This window comes from Pseudomonas sp. IT-P74 (assembly GCF_949768175.1).
In the GTDB taxonomy this organism is placed as follows: domain Bacteria; phylum Pseudomonadota; class Gammaproteobacteria; order Pseudomonadales; family Pseudomonadaceae; genus Aquipseudomonas.
This window is the reverse complement of the sequence record NZ_CATKQD010000015.1, coordinates 54,263-71,688: the sequence shown is the minus strand read 5'-3', so window position 1 is coordinate 71,688 and position 17,426 is coordinate 54,263. Positions and strand designations below refer to the sequence as shown.

Here is a 17,426-nt window from a genome sequence, read left to right as displayed (position 1 = left end):
TTTCTGTGTGCTGTCTCGTGAATCATTGATGTAGTTTTATCTGTGTGGGGCTGGTCTAAGTCGCTCGGTTCGGCCCTTCATATAACTTCAAGCTATTATTTGATCACGCAAGAGGGAGTCGATTTATGGTGGATGAAAATTCCAGGCCGGCACGGATAACTACGTTCAAAGTACAACTTGACGGTGGAACGGGCGCGCGGTCAAAAACGATTTATGCCAATGGCAGGATGCAGGTCCGGGTTCAAGTGTTACTTGCTGCCGTTGATGGGAGCGGCAAGAAGGTTATGTTGCCGCCGTCGGTTTATCTGACGGTGAGGTTAATCAACTACAAGACCGGAGAGTTGTTGGGGGATGGCTGGGAGGCCAGCGCTCCCAACCGTTTCTCGCGAGAGTTATATAACATTCCATTGGACTGGAAGGACGAACCACCACCCGTGGATCCCTACACCCGGGTGATTACCTATTGGGTTTCCAGTTCGGTCGCCCTGGATATGCAGATTGGTGCCGTGGTCATCTTGAATGATGTAGTGATTCGTACCAATGGTACAACAGCCGGATTCAGCGCAACCAGTAGCGTAACAATCGAGGCACAACCTCCGGTTGTTTATGATTTCGCGAAGTTTAACTTGAGTGCAGTTGCAAGCAGTCCTGTTTCTGCGACGACGATTACCCATTTTTACTTGGGATTGAATGTCGAAGGGAAACAGATAAAGCTGGTTGGGTGGTCAAGTCGGATTGATGCGAGCATTAATGTGTTTTCCAGAAATCATTTGGCGTTCGAGTGTCGTGGGTATCATTCGGATAATGCTTACTGGTGGAGGTCGGTCTGCCATGTTGGAGGGGTTGATGAGGCAGAGTTGTTCGTGGTTCTTCCTTCGGGGCGTGAATCGAATAGGCCTCAGATATACCGTGTTCCAATTAATGATAGAAAAGGCATGTTGTCCATTGTTCAGGGGGTGACTCTGGATTTTACTGCTGATGAGTATGTAGGTAAAAAAGGTTTATTTTATTTTACCGTATACGATGTTTTTGGTACGGGACATGATTTGTGCTTGCGTTTTGATAACTCTGTTTTTCCAAACTATTTTGTTCTCGAGAGGGGTTAGCTGTTCTCGTTGAGTTAAAAATGTTTGTATTCAACGAGCATTGATGCACATCAATCAGGATGATGGTATGTCTGAAAAAACAAATACGCCTATTTTTTCCAATGCCTTTAACTTTTCCGAGTTTTTGAGTGGCGGGGTTGACCCCCGAACCGGCCTGTACACGTTCAATTTATCGCTGGGTAATATCAATTCATTGGCGTTGAATGGGCCGTCGCCGGAGATCAGGCTTCAGTTCAGCCCGCTCAATACCATTGATAGCGGATTGGGGGCCGGATGGTCGTTGCCGTTGTCGTACTATGATCGGGTGAACAATACGCTGTCGTTATCCAGTGGCGACAGTTACAAAACGGTGCCGGTTGTTGATGGGCTCAAATTTACCGAACCCCATGTGGAGGATTTCAACGTCACCCGCTCCGTCGCAGGTCAGTATTCACTGCGGCATAAAAGCGGTCTGCGGGAAGAACTCGAAGACTTCGATCAGACTGGCTTCGCAGTGCCGAAGCGGATCGTCGCAGCCAATGGCGGCGAAATCTATCTGGACTACGCCGCGCACCAGGGTCGGCCGGTACTGGTTGCGCTCAGAAGTAACGAACAAGCTTTACTGAGCCTTACCTACAGCGACGCGAAAGTCGTCCTCACTCGCTATCCCGGTACGGAATGTGAAGCACAGTTTACGTTGATACTGAGTAACGGCGAGGTTTCCGAGATCAGACTGCCGACCGCAGAACGATGGTCATTTGCCTATGAACAAAAGCAGGGGTTTCTTTGCCTGACTGAGGTGAACTCGGCGTTGGGCGCACGTGAGTTGATTGGTTATGCTGAAGACGGTCACGCCTTCCCACCCGGGGCGCCTGTCGAGACGTTGCCGTACGTGATTTCGCACACCGTGTTCCCGAAGGTCAAACAACCCGCCATCGTGACGGAGTACGAATTCTCCACGCATAACTTTCTCGGGTTCGATGATGGGCTTGTCTGGTCGCAGGAGCAGGACAGCCTGAGTGCGGCAGCGGAGGACTATTGCTACACCTCGACAGAGCGGCGGATGCAAGGCACAACCCTCCGCTCCACGACGGTAAGGACTTACAACAAATATCATCTGCTGCTCTCGCAGGTGACTCGGCGCGGGCAGGCTACGACGTCATCAACGACGCAGTATCACCTCCTCCCGGGCAAAAGTATTACGGAGCAACCCGCGCAATTTCGCCTGCCGTTGAGTCGCACCGATCTGTACAGGAATGAAGGTACGGGCAAGCAGCGCGAAGAGGTGACGCGAACGGAGTTCGACAGGTTCGGTAATTTGTTGAAGCAGGTCGATCCTTCCGGCGTTACCACAGTCAGCGAGTTTTACGCGGCATCCGGCGCTGAGGGTTGCCCCGCCGATCCCTTGGGTTTTGTCCGTTTCGAGAAGCAGCGTACGGTCCATCCTGCCGAGAGCCCCAAAGGGCTGGCGCCAGCTCCTGTGACCATCACTCGCTATCGCTATCAGTTGCTGAAGGGGCCGGCTGGAAGCTCGACGCAACATGTCGTGCCTGTCGCGGAGGCGTTCTGTGAGCAGACAGCGGATGTTGAAACGCTGCACTTGCAAACGGATCTGGCTTATTTCGCTCTGTCGGATGAACCTCATCGGCGGGGCCTGCTGAAAAAACAGACCCGCACGCAGCAGGGGCATGCGACCCATTGCGAGTTTTCCTACACCGTGCAGGCCGCGAATCTGCTCGTGCAGACGGTACTGACCGGCTTCGATGGAACAAAAACGACAGATTCCAGGACCTACTCGGCATTGAGTGGGGTATTGGTGTCCGGGAAAAACCAGGAGGGGCTCGCCACAGACTTCGTCTATGACACCATGGGTCGCCCCCTGGCTGAAACCGTTGCCGAAGGGACAAAATACCAGGCGCGGCGCCATTCGCTGCGCACAGCTGCGACCAAGTCCTCACCCGCATCATTGCTTAACACCGACGCCAGCGGCGTGCAGCAGCGGGTAACTTACGACGGTGTCGGGCGCGTTGTGACAATCGAGGAGCAGGACAGTGATTCCTCGGCAGATGGACCTTTGCGAGTGGTTTTTACGGCGCAGTACGACGGGATCGGTGAGCTTGTCGCAGAAGTGCGCACCGATTGGCTCGCTGGTGTCGCGCTGCCCCTCAAGCAAAGCTTTGTCTTCGATGATTGGGGGCAGATCCAGACCACTCTTTCCCAGGACGGCCTCAAGCACCACGACAACCATGATCCAGTGACCCGACAACTATCGCGCTGGACCGAAGGCGCTGGCAAAACGGTTACGCAGTTCAATGATTTCGAAAAGCCAGTCAGTGTCGAAGTGTTCGACCGCACGGGGCAAAGCCTGGGCAAGACGATGCATGTCTATGACGGGCTTGGCCGCGCTGTCAGCCAGACGGATCCCGAGGGAAACACCACGACATACACGTACGATGTTTTTGGCCGGTTGCTGTGCAGTGTGTTGCCCGATGGCACAACCGTGGAGACCAGGTACGCCAGCCACAGTCACCTGTCATTACCCGTTGAAATCAAAGTGGGGACGCAAAGCATTGGCAAGCAGACATTCGATGGTCTCGCCAGGCTTACCCGGAGTGAAGTGGGTGGCCGGGAAACCGGCTTGCGATATGACGATGGCTCGAAGCACCCTGTGGTCGAAATCAGGCACAACGGTGAGCGTATCAAGTACACCTATGAGCGTGACCTGGGTGGCAAAGTGGTTCGGCGCGAGGCCTTGGGGGGCGAGAATGCTCCGCTCCCCGGCCCGGCACTCGAGGCCGATTACACCTATGAAGCCAGGCAGGGGGCGTTGATCGGTTGTAGTGAGCAGGGCCGGACATCGACCTTCGAATACAGTCGCTCCGGCAAGTTGCGGCGTGAGACATCAACCGGGACAGGCCAGAAAAAGGCCACGGCCGAATACAGCTACTCACTGGCCGGACGGTTGCTGGCCTATACCGATGTGCTGGGTAAACAACACAAGACGACCTACGACGTCTTCGGGCGCCCCGAAACCCATGTGCAAGATGAGGTAAAGGCAGATTTTTCCTACAACGCCTTGGGGCAGTTAGTCAGCATCCATGCCCAGGATCCTGATAGCGGCAGTTCACTGATAACCCGTTTGGTCTACGACGACTTGGGGCGAGAAGTCTTGCGCAGTTTTGACTCCAGCAGGAACGTCACGCAAACCCTGGCGTCGCGATACACCTTGAGCAACAAGCTGGCCCAAAAAACCCTGAAAAATGGCGACCTGGTTGTTCGCGACGAGTTGTTTACCTACGACGTACGTGGACGACTCACGGATTACCAGTGCGAAGGATCGCTGCGGCCGCGCGACTTCCAGGGTAAGGAGATCATTCGGCAAACCTATGTTTTCGATGCACTGGATAACATCCTGACGCTGAAAACCGAATTTCCCGGTGGCAGCAACCTGACAACCTGCGCATACAGCGAGGTCGATCCGACTAGGCTGGTCGGCATCAAGCATAGCCATGGGGACTACCCGGCGCCGGTGACCCTTGAGTACGACGCAAATGGCCAACTGGTTCGGGATGAGCAGGCGCGCAGGTTGACCTACGATGCTTTTGGGCGACTGACGCAAGTGGCCAGTGCGCAAGGCGCTGTCTTGCGTGGTTATGGTTATGACGCCCTGGACAAACTTGTTCAGTTGTCATCGGCGGATAAGTTATCCACTCAGCGCTACTATCGCGACGGGCGGGTCATCAATGAGGTGTGCGACAACGAGGCGATCACCTGTCTGCGTCAGGACGGCCTTCTGTTGGGACGGCATCAAACGGGGACAAACCCGGAGTTCAGGTTGGCCGGTACCGATCGGCAGCAGTCTGTTCTGAGCGAAATCACGGCAAGCGAACAGAGCGAAATCGTTTACAGCCCCTATGGGCATCGTCTGGCGGAAGGCGGGTTGTTCAGCCTGGCTGGATTCAATGGCGAGCAGCTTGATCCGGTGACAGGGCTGTATCTACTGGGCAATGGACATCGCGCCTACAGTCCGGCCTTGATGCGTTTTCTCGGTCCAGACAGCCTGAGTCCTTTCGGTGCGGGCGGGTTGAATCCGTATGCCTACTGCCTGGGCGACCCCATCAATCGGGTCGATCCCACAGGGAATTTCTCCTGGCAAAGTATTCTGGGCATTGCGCTGGCGGTGGTGGGAATCGTCGCCAGTTTTGCCTCTTTTGGCGCTGCAACGCCATTGGCCATTCTTGCGCTTGGACTGGGGACGATTTCCGGCCTGACCGGCATCGCTGGTGTGGTTGCCACAGAACTGATGCCGTCCTCGGCGGCAGGTGAGGTGTTGGGTTGGATCAGTGTGGCGACAGGTCTTGGGGCATTCGTCGGGGGTGGCCTTGCCGCCACCAAGGCATACACCCAGTGGGGCAGCAAATTGCTGACCACACCGCCTACCAACGTCTCGGCATTCGGTTATCGGCCGGGGGTGTTGGCAGGTGGAGGAAGGGGGGTGGCCAAAGGGGCGCGAGGGGGTAGCAGAACGCCGCAAGCTGCCGCGAAAGCGCCAGGACCGGAAAGATGGACGTTAGTGGATGATGTTGGCAGGAACGATTTCACCCCGAACGGAAGACCCGGCAATGTTGCACGCAGCAAATATGCCGACTTCAAAAGGGGGGTAGAGGAGGGCTTGAGCCCTCACGAGTCCGCAAGAGCCCATCTGGGCAACAGTTATGATCCGTACCCCGGTTACAGCGGTTATACGAGAGTTGTCAGTGAAGTCCGGGCGAGCAATCAGGCGGCGGCGAATGCAGGCGGGAGATCCAGGCAGGTCCCGGCGTTGATCTCCGAACCACACCATATCCATGCGCGTCTCGGCGGATTCGACCGGGTTTTTTTCCTGGAGTATCGAACGGAAATGAGGGTGGTCATCAAGCAGATCGGATCACACGATCCTCAATGGTAACAGTCTGGTCATGGGGTTCATGTTGATAGGCCTAAACGGCACGTAGAGCATGCTGCTGTAGCGCCCACTCCACATGCTCCCTGACCAGCTCCGACGGATACTCCCGTCGCGCCTTCAGCGCCTCCAGCACCGGAATCGTTGAAGGCGCATTCCCCAACCCCACCGCCAGGTTGCGCAACCAGTTTTCGTAACCGGTCCGGCGCAGCGGCGAGCCTTCGGTGTTGCTGAGAAACTTCTCTTCATCCCACATGAACAGTTCCGCCAGCCCGGCATTGTCCAGATTGTGCCGCGGCTTGAAGTCGCCTTCACCGGACGGCCGGGCGAAGCGGTTCCACGGGCAGACGATCTGGCAGTCATCACAGCCGAACACCCGGTTGCCGATCAGTGGCCGCAGGTCTTCAGGGATCGCGCCTTTGAGTTCGATGGTCAGGTAGGAAATGCAGCGTCTGGCGTCCAGCACATAGGGGCCGACGAAGGCGTTGGTCGGGCAGATGTCGAGGCAGGCACTGCAACGGCCGCAATGTTCGGTGGCGTGGGGCGGGTCGACCGGTAGCGGCAGGTCGACGAACAGTTCGGCGAGAAAAAAGTAACTGCCGGCCTTGCGATTCAAGACCAGGGTGTTTTTGCCGATCCATCCAAGCCCCGCCTGTTCGGCGATGGCTTTTTCCAGCACCGGGGCACTGTCGACAAAAGCGCGGAAGCCGAACGGTCCGATCTCGGCCTGAATTTTTTCCGCCAGTTGTTGCACGCGTTTGCGAATCAGCTTGTGGTAGTCACGGCCCAAGGCATAACGGGAGACGTAGGCTTTTTCCGATTGGGCCAACACTTTCGCCATTTGGGTGTCGCCGGCCAGGTAGTCCATGCGCAGCGAAACCACGCGCAAAGTGCCCGGCACCAGCTCTTGCGGGTGCGAGCGTTTGCTGCCGTGGGCGCCCATGTAGTCCATTTCGCCGTGGTAGCCGGCTTCGAGCCAGCGTTCCAGATGCTGCTCATGCTCAGCCAGGTCGAGGCCGCTGATGCCGACTTGCTGGAAGCCCAGCTCTCGGCCCCAGTCCTTGATGGATTGGGCGAGGGCGGGCAGGTCTGTGGTAATAGCGGGCATGAGACGAGAGAAACCGGAGCTGAGGTGCGTATAATTCTGCCAGACATCGGAGCCCGAAGACGCATGCCGCACACTAAAGATGAATTACCCGACGCGCTGTATAGCGCCGCCCAGGTGCGAGCACTCGACGCGAGCCTGATCGCCGCCGGTACGGCGGGCTTCGAATTGATGCAGCGCGCGGCGCGGGCGACGTGGCGGGCGCTGGTGCGGCAGTGGCCGACAGCGAACAAACTGAGCGTGTTGGCCGGACATGGCAACAACGCAGGCGACGGGTATCTGGTGGCCGTGTTGGCCCGGCGTGCCGGTTGGTCGGTGCGGGTGCTGGCGGTGGGGGATCCGCAACGGTTGCAGGGTGATGCGGCCTTGGCCCATGCCGAGGCAGTGTCCGAAAACGTGCTCATCGAGCCCTGGACGGCACAATCCGGATTGCGCGGCATTGTGCTGGATGCTTTGCTTGGCACCGGCCTGAGCGGTGATGTGCGTGAGCCCTATGCCAGCGCCATCGCCGCGATCAATGCCAGCGGGCTGCCGGTTGCGGCGGTGGATATTCCGTCAGGGTTGTGCGCGGATACGGGCCGCATCCTTGGTCATGCCGTGCATGCCGACCTGACGGTCACGTTCATTGGCTTGAAGGTAGGGCTGTTCACCGGTGATGCCGCGAATGTGACGGGTGAGCTGGTGTTCAACGATCTGCAGGCTGATCCGCAGTTGCTGGACGGCACTGCGTTCACGGCTCGGCGATTGAATATCGGTAACCTGCCGCGTCTGGCGTCCCGGGCACCGGCATCCCATAAAGGCAAGTTCGGCCATGTGCTGCTCATTGGCGGTGATCGCGGTTACGGTGGGGCAATCTTGCTGAGTGCACAAAGTGCTCTGCGTAGCGGTGCGGGTATGGTTTCGCTGTCCACCCGTCCGGAACATGTTTCGCCAGCGCTTTCTCGAATTCCGGAAGCCATGGTGCTGGGCACGTCGTCGGCCAATCAACTGATGGGGATGCTTGAGAAGGTATCGGTGTTGGTGGTCGGGCCGGGTCTGGGCCAGGCAGGGTGGGGGCGCAGCCTGCTGTCGGCTGCGGCCAATGCGCATTTGCCGCAAGTATGGGATGCCGATGCCCTGAATCTACTGGCTGGCGGGCACGTCGATCTGCCCCGCGATTGCGTGATCACCCCGCATCCGGGGGAGGCGGCACGTTTGCTTGGGGTGAGCACTGCCGATGTTCAGTCTGACCGTCCCGCCGCAGCCCATGCCTTGAGCAAAAAATATACAGCGGTCGTCGTCCTCAAGGGTGCCGGCAGCCTGATCGCCCATCCCGACGGGCGTCTGGCGCTATGTCATCAGGGGCACCCGGCCATGGCCACTGCCGGTCTGGGCGACGTGCTGGCCGGTTTGCTCGGCGCATTGCTGGCCCAGGGCATGGAGCCATTCGACGCGGCCTGCCTGGCGGTCTGGCTGCACGCCAATGCCGGCGAGCAACAAGGAAAATCGGGCCGTGGGCTGGCGGCCAGTGATCTGATCCCAGCCATTCGTCAGTTGTTGGAGGAGCAAGCACCGTGTCTGAAGTAACCCTGTACCTGGCCGATGAGCAGGCCATGAGCGACTTTGGCGCACGCATTGCCCGAATCACCCGAGGCCATGGCCTGATCTTCCTCGAGGGTAACCTGGGGATGGGCAAAACCACGTTGTCCCGAGGCATCATCCGCGGCCTGGGACATGTCGGGGCAGTCAAAAGCCCGACCTTCACCCTGGTCGAGCCTTATGAGATCGGTGACATTCGCGCCTTTCATTTCGATTTGTACCGTCTGGTCGATCCGGAAGAGCTAGAGTTCCTCGGTATCCGTGACTATTTCGAAGACGATGCCCTGTGTCTGATCGAATGGCCCGATAAAGGTGCAGGCTTTTTGCCAAAGCCTGACCTGACCATTACCATTAGCCCGCAAGACAGCGGGCGTTCGCTGAAAATTTTATCCCAGGGCTCGCGTGGCGAGGCCTGGTGTGCCGCTTTGGCATTGGAATCCAAATAGATGATGGGGTTAGGTATGCGCTTTCGCGCGTTGGTGGCTGCCGTAGGGGTGTTGTTTTTGGCGGTGACCGTCGACGCCGTGGCCGATTCGAAGGTCAACAGTGTTCGTCTGTGGCGGGCACCGGACAACACACGACTGGTGTTTGACCTGACCGGCCCGGTGCAACACAGCGTCTTTACCTTGACGGCCCCGGATCGCCTGGTCATCGACATCAATGGCGCAACCCTCGGTGCGCCGCTCAACGTCAACACCTCGAATACGCCGATAACCGCCATGCGCTCGGCTCAACGCACGCCGACCGACCTGCGGGTGGTCATCGACCTGAAAAAGGCCGTGACGCCGAAAAGCTTCTCCCTGGCGCCGAACGCCCAGTACGGCAACCGGTTGGTGGTCGATCTGTTCGATAACGCCGCAGACGCCGCGCCTCCACCAGCGCCGACACCGTCGGTCGCCACGGTGCCCGCCGTGCCGGTCACGCCGACGGAACCTGCAATCAAGTTGCCACCTGCGCCGGCAGGCAAGCGCGATATCGTTGTGGTAATCGATGCCGGTCACGGCGGTGAAGACCCGGGTGCTTCCGGCTCTCGCGGTCAGCGCGAAAAGGACGTGGTATTGCAGATTGCCCGCGAAACCCAACGCCAGGTCAACGGCATGAAGGGTTTCCGCGCGGAACTGACCCGTACCGGCGACTACTTCATTCCGTTGCGCGGCCGTACCGAAATCGCCCGCAAAAAAGGCGCCGACCTGTTCGTCTCGATCCACGCCGACGCCGCGCCGTCTGCCGCCGCTTTCGGTGCCTCGGTATTTGCCCTGTCCGATCGTGGCGCGACTTCCGAGACCGCCCGCTGGCTGGCCGACAGCGAAAACCGTTCCGACCTGATCGGTGGCGCCGGCAACGTCAGCCTCGATGACAAGGACCGTATGCTCGCCGGCGTGTTGCTTGACCTGTCGATGACGGCATCCCTGACCTCCAGCCTGAACGTTGGCCAGAAGGTGCTGAGCAACATCGGCCGGGTGACACCGCTGCACAAGCAACGGGTTGAACAGGCCGGGTTCATGGTGCTGAAATCGCCGGATATTCCATCGATCCTGGTGGAAACCGGGTTCATCTCCAACGCCAACGAAGCCTCGAAGCTTGCCGCATCAAACCACCAGCAGGCGCTGGCGCGTTCGATCAGTAGCGGCGTGCGTCAGTTCTTCCAGCAGAACCCGCCACCGGGCACTTACATTGCCTGGCTGCGCGACTCCGGCAAGATTGTGCAGGGGCCACGTGACCACCGCGTCAACCCGGGCGAGACCCTGGCGATGATTGCCGTGCGCTATCAGGTGTCGCCCGCGACCCTGCGCAGCGCCAACAGCCTGTCGAGCGATGAGCTCAAGATCGGTCAGCACCTGACTATTCCGAGCACTGAACTGGCGGCCAAAGAATGAATCAGGTCGTGAACAACGGCGCGCGAATCGAGCTGCTCAGCCCGCGACTGGCGAACCAGATTGCCGCGGGTGAGGTGGTCGAGCGCCCGGCTTCGGTGATCAAGGAACTGCTGGAAAACAGCCTCGACTCCGGCGCCAAACGCATCGACGTCGATGTGGAGCAGGGCGGCGTCAAGCTGCTGCGGGTGCGCGACGATGGCAGCGGCATTTCCGCCGATGACCTGCCGCTGGCCCTGGCCCGTCACGCCACCAGCAAGATCCGTAATCTGGAAGATCTTGAACAAGTCATGAGCCTGGGGTTTCGCGGCGAGGCCCTGGCATCGATCAGCTCCGTCGCGCGCCTGACCCTGACCTCACGCACCCGCGACGCCGATCAGGCCTGGCAGGTCGAGACCGAGGGCCGTGACATGGCGCCCCGCGTGCAGCCTGCGGCCCACCCGGTGGGCACTTCGGTTGAAGTGCGCGACCTGTTCTTCAATACGCCGGCGCGACGCAAGTTTCTCAAGACCGAAAAAACCGAATTCGATCACCTGCAAGAAGTGATCAGGCGCCTGGCCCTGGCGCGCTTCGATGTGGCGTTCCACCTGCGCCACAACGGCAAGACCATCCTCAGCCTGCACGAGGCCCATGATGATGCGGCCCGTGCCCGACGCGTGGCGGCGATCTGCGGTCCGGGTTTCCTGGAGCAGGCACTGCCGATCGAAATCGAGCGCAATGGCCTGCACCTGTGGGGCTGGGTCGGCCTGCCGACCTTTAACCGCAGCCAGGCCGATTTGCAGTATTTCTTCGTCAATGGTCGTGCCGTGCGCGACAAACTGGTGGCCCACGCGGTGCGCCAGGCCTATCGCGACGTGTTGTTCAACGGTCGGCACCCGACCTTCGTGCTGTTTTTCGAAGTCGATCCGACCGGTGTGGACGTCAACGTGCACCCGACCAAGCACGAAGTGCGCTTCCGTGAAGGGCGCATGGTTCACGATTTCCTCTACGGCACCTTGCACCGCGCCTTGGGCGATGTGCGCCCCGACGATCAACTGGCGGCGCCGGTTGCGACGGCCATCGTCCGGCCTACCGGCCTTGAAGCCGGTGAGTTCGGGCCCCAGGGCGAAATGCGCCTGGCCGCCAATGCACTGCTGGAGCAACCCCAGGCTGAGCCGTTGTTCAATACGCCGGCGGGTTCGGGGGCTGGCGCGGGTTATCAGTATCAATACACGCCGCGTCCGCAGTCCGGTGTGCCTGTCGCCGAAGCGCAGGCCGCCTATCGCGAGTTTTTTGCGCCGTTGCCCGAGGCCAATGCCGTCGCGCTGCCGGCCGGGCAGGATGACATCCCGCCACTCGGTTATGCGCTGGCACAACTCAAGGGCATCTACATTCTTTCGGAAAACGCCCAGGGCCTGGTGCTGGTGGACATGCACGCCGCCCACGAGCGGATCATGTACGAACGCCTCAAGGTCGCAATGGCCAGCGAAGGCCTGAGCGGCCAGCCGTTGCTGGTGCCGGAGTCCCTGGCCGTCAGTCAGCGTGAAGCCGATTGCGCCGAGGAACATGTCGCCTGGTTCCAGCGCCTGGGCTTTGAATTGCAGCGCCTGGGCCCGGAAACCCTGGCGATCCGGCAGATCCCGGCACTGCTCAAGCAGGCCGAAGCCAACCGGCTGGTCGCCGACGTCCTGGCTGATCTGATGGAGTTCGGCACCAGCGACCGCATTCAGGCGCACTTGAACGAATTGCTCGGGACCATGGCCTGTCACGGTGCGGTTCGCGCGAATCGGCGTTTGGCCTTGCCGGAAATGAACGCTCTGCTGCGTGACATGGAAAACACCGAGCGCAGCGGTCAATGCAACCATGGCCGACCGACCTGGACCCAGCTGGGCCTGGACGATCTGGACAAACTGTTCTTGCGCGGTCGTTGATGAGCCAGTTCCCACCTGCGATTTTCCTGATGGGCCCGACCGCCGCCGGCAAGACCGACCTGGCCATCGAACTCACCAAGGTCCTGCCTTGCGAGTTGATCAGCGTCGATTCGGCGCTGGTCTACCGTGGCATGGACATCGGCACCGCCAAGCCTTCCAAAGAGCTGCTGGCGCAATATCCACATCGTCTGATCGATATTCTCGACCCGGCCGAGAGCTATTCGGCCGCGGATTTCCGCCGTGACGCCCTGGAGGCCATGGCCGATATCACCGCGCGCGGAAAAATTCCGCTGCTGGTGGGCGGCACCATGCTCTATTACAAGGCTTTGGTCGAAGGCCTGGCGGATATGCCGGCCGCCGATCCCGAGGTCCGCGCGCAAATCGAAGAAGAGGCTGCGCGCCTTGGCTGGCAAGCCTTGCACGAACAATTGGCGGTGATCGATCCGGAGTCCGCAGCGCGAATACATCCGAACGATCCTCAGCGATTGAGTCGAGCGCTGGAAGTTTATCGTGTCAGCGGTCAAAGCATGACCGCCCTGCGTTTGCAACAATCTGTGCAAAGTACTGAAGCAGCCGCTTCGGGACTGCAACAATTGCCCTATACTGTCGCGAACTTGGCCATTGCTCCGGCAAATCGCCAGGTACTGCACGAGCGAATTAAACAAAGATTCACTTTAATGTTGGAACAGGGATTCATTGACGAGGTCGTAGCCCTGCGTAATAGAGGTGACCTGCATACCGGGTTGCCGTCTATACGTGCAGTAGGCTACCGCCAAGTCTGGGACTACCTGGATGGCAAGCTGACGTCAGCCGAGATGCAGGAGCGTGGAATCATTGCCACGCGCCAGTTGGCGAAACGCCAGTTCACCTGGCTGCGCAGTTGGACTGATCTGCATTGGCTGGACAGTCTGGATTGCGACAATCTGCCGCGCGCCTTGAAATACCTTGGGACCATCTCCATATTGAGCTGAGTCCTTGCAATTGCCGTCTATCCTTGGGGGTGTGGCGGCCAAAGCCATCTGATTACCTATTTTTTATATTGAATCCTTAAAGGAGTGCGGCACATGTCAAAAGGGCATTCGCTACAAGACCCTTACTTGAATACTTTACGTAAAGAGAAAGTTGGGGTGTCCATCTACCTGGTCAACGGTATCAAGCTGCAAGGCACGATCGAGTCTTTCGACCAGTTCGTTATCCTGCTGAAAAACACCGTCAGCCAGATGGTCTACAAACACGCGATCTCTACAGTGGTGCCGGTTCGTCCAATTCGTCTGCCTAGCGCAACCGAAGCCGAAGCAGGTGACGCTGAGCCAGGTAACGCCTGATAGGAGTCTCCTTTGTTCTTTGAGCGCCACGGTGGTGGTGAGCGAGTCATCCTCGTTCACTTGGATGGACAGGACCCTGAGGCGCGCGAAGATCCGCAGGAGTTTCAGGAATTGGCTAATTCGGCGGGTGCCGAGACCGTTGCGTTTTTTAACGTGCCGCGTCATCGGCCAACCGCCAAGACCCTGATTGGCAGTGGCAAGGTCGAGGAACTGCGCGACCTGGTCAAAGCCGAACAGGCCGATCTGGTGATTTTCAATCACATCCTCACGCCCAGTCAGGAACGTAACCTCGAACGTGTTTTCGAGTGTCGCGTGATCGACCGTACCGGTCTGATTCTCGATATTTTCGCCCAGCGCGCCCGTACCCATGAAGGCAAGCTCCAGGTCGAACTGGCCCAGCTTGACCACATGAGCACCCGGCTGGTTCGTGGCTGGACTCACCTTGAGCGCCAAGGTGGCGGTATCGGTATGCGAGGCCCGGGTGAAACCCAGCTGGAAACCGACCGCCGTTTGCTGCGGGTTCGCCTGCGGCAGATCAAGGGGCGGCTGGAGAAAGTGCGCAGCCAGCGCGAACAGTCGCGCCGTGGCCGATCGCGTGCGGATATTCCTACCGTGTCGCTGGTGGGGTACACCAACGCCGGTAAGTCCACGCTCTTCAATAACGTGACGAAATCCGACGTCTACGCAGCTGACCAATTGTTTGCCACGCTGGACCCGACCTTGCGTCGTCTGGATATAGACGATCTGGGGCCGATTGTCCTGGCGGACACTGTGGGTTTCATTCGCCACTTGCCCCACAAGCTGGTCGAAGCATTTCGGTCTACCCTCGAAGAGTCGAGCAACTCCGATCTGTTGTTGCACGTGATCGATGCGGCCGAGCCCGATCGCATGTTGCAGATCGAGCAGGTCATGGTGGTGCTGGGCGAGATTGGTGCTCAGGACTTGCCGATCCTCGAGGTCTATAACAAACTCGATTTGCTTGAAGGCGTTGAGCCACAAATCCAGCGCGACGAAAACGGCAAGCCCCAACGGGTCTGGCTGTCGGCGCGCGATGGCAGTGGTCTGGAATTGCTTGAACAAGCCATTGCCGAGTTATTGGGCAGTGATTTGTTTGTCGGTACCCTGCGCTTGCCGCAACGATTCGCTCGACTGCGTGCGCAGTTCTTCGAACTTGGCGCGGTGCAGAAAGAAGAGCACGACGAAGAAGGCATCAGTTTGCTGGCCGTTCGTTTGCCCCGGGTCGAGTTGAATCGACTGGTAAGCCGCGAAGGATTGCAGCCGATGGAATTCATCGAGCAACACACTTTGCAATAAAAGCCTGAGAAAGCGGTTGTGCCGTGGTGACAGGCATTCTGTAGCATTGGTCGGCGCGCCGTGGGTGCGTCTTTGCTTTATCAGATGGAGAGCGCTATGGCTTGGAATGAGCCGGGTGGCAACTCGAATAATCAGGATCCTTGGGGTGGCAAACGTCGTAACAACGGCGACCGCAAGGGGCCACCGGATCTCGACGAGGCCTTCCGAAAGCTGCAGGAAAGCCTGAACGGTTTGTTCGGTGGCGGTAAGAAACGTGGTGGCGACGACGGCGGTGGTCCGGGCAAGAGTGGCGGCTTTGGCGGCCTGCTCGGCATCGGTCTGGTCGTGTTGGCCGCCGTTTGGCTGTACAGCGCGGTTTATGTCGTCGACGAGCAGGAGCAAGCTGTAGTGCTGCGCTTCGGCAAGTACTACGAAACCGTGGGTCCGGGCCTGAACATCTACTTCCCGCCGATCGACAAGAAGTACATGGAAAACGTCACGCGTGAGCGTGCGTACACCAAGCAGGGCCAGATGCTGACTGAAGACGAGAACATCGTCGAAGTGCCGCTGACCGTGCAGTACAAGATCAGCAACCTGCAGGACTTCGTGCTGAGCGTCGATCAGCCGGAAATCAGCCTGCAGCACGCGACCGACAGCGCCTTGCGCCATGTGGTGGGTTCCACCGCGATGGACCAGGTACTGACCGAAGGTCGTGAGTTGATGGCCAGCGAGATCAAGGAGCGTCTGCAACGCTTCATGGACACCTATCGCACCGGTATCACCGTCACCCAGGTCAACGTTCAGAGCGCAGCGGCACCGCGTGAAGTCCAGGAAGCCTTCGATGACGTGATCCGTGCCCGGGAAGACGAGCAGCGTTCGCGCAACCAGGCCGAAACCTATGCCAACGGCGTCGTGCCGGAAGCTCGTGGTCAGGCCCAGCGCATCCTTGAGGATGCCAACGGTTACCGTGACGAGACCGTCTCGCGCGCCAAGGGTGAGGCCGACCGCTTCACCAAGCTGGTCGCCGAGTACCGCAAGGCCCCTGAAGTCACCCGCCAGCGTCTGTACCTGGACACCATGCAGGAAGTCTTCAGCAACACCAGCAAGGTTCTCGTGACCGGCAACAAGAACGGCCAGAACAACCTGTTGTACCTACCGCTGGACAAGATGGTCGAAAGTGGTCGCAGTACCGGCACCCAGGTGAGCAGTGCGGCAGCCACCAGCAATGAAGCGAATGCGCGTGCGGCAGCTGATCTGCAGCAACAGCCAGCACGTACCAGGGAGAGTCGCTGATGAGCAATAAATCGCTGATCGCCCTTATTGTCGGCGTCGTCGTGGCGATCGCTGCCTGGAACTGCTTCTACATCGTGGCTCAGACCGAGCGTGCGGTGTTGCTGCAGTTCGGTCGCGTGGTCCAGACCGATGTTCAGCCAGGCCTGCATGTGAAAGTGCCTTACGTTAACCAGGTGCGTAAATTCGACGCACGCCTGATGACGCTGGATGCACCGACACAACGCTTCCTGACGCTGGAAAAGAAAGCCGTGATGGTCGATGCCTACGCCAAGTGGCGCGTGAAGGACGCAGAGCGTTACTACACCGCGACTTCCGGCCTCAAGCAGATCGCCGACGAGCGTCTGTCCCGTCGTCTGGAATCGGGCCTGCGTGACCAGTTCGGTAAGCGCACCCTGCACGAAGTGGTGTCGGGTGAGCGTGATGCGCTGATGGCGGATATCACGGCTTCGCTGAACAAGATGGCCGAGAAAGAGCTGGGCATCGAAGTGGTCGATGTTCGGGTCAAGACCATCGACCTGCCCAAAGAAGTGAACCGCAGCGTGTTCGAGCGTATGAGCACCGAGCGTGAGCGTGAAGCTCGCGAGCACCGCGCCAAGGGTAACGAGCTGGCCGAAGGCATCCGTGCCGACGCCGATCGTCAACGCCGTGTGCTGCTGGCTGAAGCCTATCGTGAATCCGAAGAGGTTCGCGGTGACGGTGATGCCCAGGCTGCTGCGATCTACTCCAAGGCCTACGGTCAGGACCAGGAGTTCTACGCGTTCTACCGTAGCCTGCGCGCCTACCGTGAAAGCTTCGCGAACAAATCCGACGTCCTGGTCCTCGACCCAAGCAGCGACTTCTTCCACTACCTGGAAAAAGCCAAGCCTTGATACGGCGTTGACCTGATTTATCCCCCGCCGGGCGGCTAAAACCTCTGGCGGGGTGATCCTTTGGGAAAACGTGTGTATGATGCGGCAGCCGGGAAATTCCCGGCTTTTTTGCGTCTGCATGTTTGATTGCTGTTTTCAAGCAGATGCCGGGC

12 protein-coding genes are annotated in these 17,426 nt (G+C 59.0%); 11 read left to right on the top strand and 1 reads right to left on the bottom strand.

Features of this window, described 5'->3' with window-relative positions:
• Positions 1-125 precede the first annotated feature (125 nt).
• Together ACM6J5_RS13060 and ACM6J5_RS13055 are read left to right on the top strand one after the other, a co-directional pair.
• Positions 126-1,106, top strand: a complete 981-nt coding sequence (locus ACM6J5_RS13060; RefSeq protein WP_095943172.1) for a hypothetical protein — start codon at positions 126-128, stop codon at positions 1,104-1,106.
• Positions 1,107-1,149: 43 nt separating this feature from the next.
• Positions 1,150-6,033: an RHS repeat-associated core domain-containing protein gene (locus ACM6J5_RS13055; protein ID WP_414928645.1), complete on the top strand. Its 4,884-nt coding sequence runs from the start codon at positions 1,150-1,152 to the stop codon at positions 6,031-6,033.
• Between the two features lie 31 nt (positions 6,034-6,064).
• Here the strand turns inward: ACM6J5_RS13055 and queG are convergent, their stop codons facing one another.
• Positions 6,065-7,135: a tRNA epoxyqueuosine(34) reductase QueG gene (gene queG, locus ACM6J5_RS13050; protein WP_414928644.1), complete on the bottom strand. Its 1,071-nt coding sequence runs from the start codon at positions 7,133-7,135 to the stop codon at positions 6,065-6,067.
• A 63-nt stretch (positions 7,136-7,198) separates the two neighbouring features.
• On the opposite strand from queG, the gene ACM6J5_RS13045 reads away from it, so the two are divergent.
• From ACM6J5_RS13045 to hflC, 9 genes are all read left to right on the top strand, one after another.
• On the top strand, positions 7,199-8,698 hold the full coding sequence (locus ACM6J5_RS13045; protein ID WP_150673209.1) for an NAD(P)H-hydrate dehydratase: 1,500 nt from the start codon (positions 7,199-7,201) through the stop codon (positions 8,696-8,698).
• Positions 8,686-9,156 (top strand): tRNA (adenosine(37)-N6)-threonylcarbamoyltransferase complex ATPase subunit type 1 TsaE, encoded by a 471-nt coding sequence (tsaE, locus tag ACM6J5_RS13040; protein WP_095943168.1) that lies wholly within the window; start codon positions 8,686-8,688, stop codon positions 9,154-9,156. The genes ACM6J5_RS13045 and tsaE overlap by 13 nt, the downstream gene beginning before the upstream one ends.
• The gene (locus tag ACM6J5_RS13035) at positions 9,157-10,587 is read left to right on the top strand and encodes an N-acetylmuramoyl-L-alanine amidase (protein ID WP_095943167.1); all 1,431 of its coding nucleotides are present in this window, start codon (positions 9,157-9,159) and stop codon (positions 10,585-10,587) included.
• Positions 10,584-12,494, top strand: coding sequence for a DNA mismatch repair endonuclease MutL (gene mutL, locus ACM6J5_RS13030; RefSeq protein WP_414928643.1), 1,911 nt, complete (start codon positions 10,584-10,586; stop codon positions 12,492-12,494). Before ACM6J5_RS13035 ends, mutL begins: the two co-directional genes overlap by 4 nt.
• Positions 12,494-13,465 carry a tRNA (adenosine(37)-N6)-dimethylallyltransferase MiaA gene (miaA, locus tag ACM6J5_RS13025; protein ID WP_095943165.1) on the top strand — a complete coding sequence of 324 codons (972 nt, stop codon included), beginning with the start codon at positions 12,494-12,496 and terminating at the stop codon, positions 13,463-13,465. The genes mutL and miaA overlap by 1 nt, the downstream gene beginning before the upstream one ends.
• Before the next feature lie 93 nt (positions 13,466-13,558).
• Positions 13,559-13,819, top strand: coding sequence for an RNA chaperone Hfq (gene hfq, locus ACM6J5_RS13020; protein ID WP_414928642.1), 261 nt, complete (start codon positions 13,559-13,561; stop codon positions 13,817-13,819).
• A gap of 12 nt (positions 13,820-13,831) precedes the next feature.
• Positions 13,832-15,133 (top strand): ribosome rescue GTPase HflX, encoded by a 1,302-nt coding sequence (hflX, locus tag ACM6J5_RS13015; RefSeq protein WP_008048071.1) that lies wholly within the window; start codon positions 13,832-13,834, stop codon positions 15,131-15,133.
• 96 nt (positions 15,134-15,229) lie between these two features.
• Positions 15,230-16,405, top strand: a complete 1,176-nt coding sequence (gene hflK, locus ACM6J5_RS13010; protein WP_150673207.1) for an FtsH protease activity modulator HflK — start codon at positions 15,230-15,232, stop codon at positions 16,403-16,405.
• Positions 16,405-17,274 carry a protease modulator HflC gene (hflC, locus tag ACM6J5_RS13005; RefSeq protein WP_056725458.1) on the top strand — a complete coding sequence of 290 codons (870 nt, stop codon included), beginning with the start codon at positions 16,405-16,407 and terminating at the stop codon, positions 17,272-17,274. The genes hflK and hflC overlap by 1 nt, the downstream gene beginning before the upstream one ends.
• Positions 17,275-17,426: the final 152 nt, after the last annotated feature.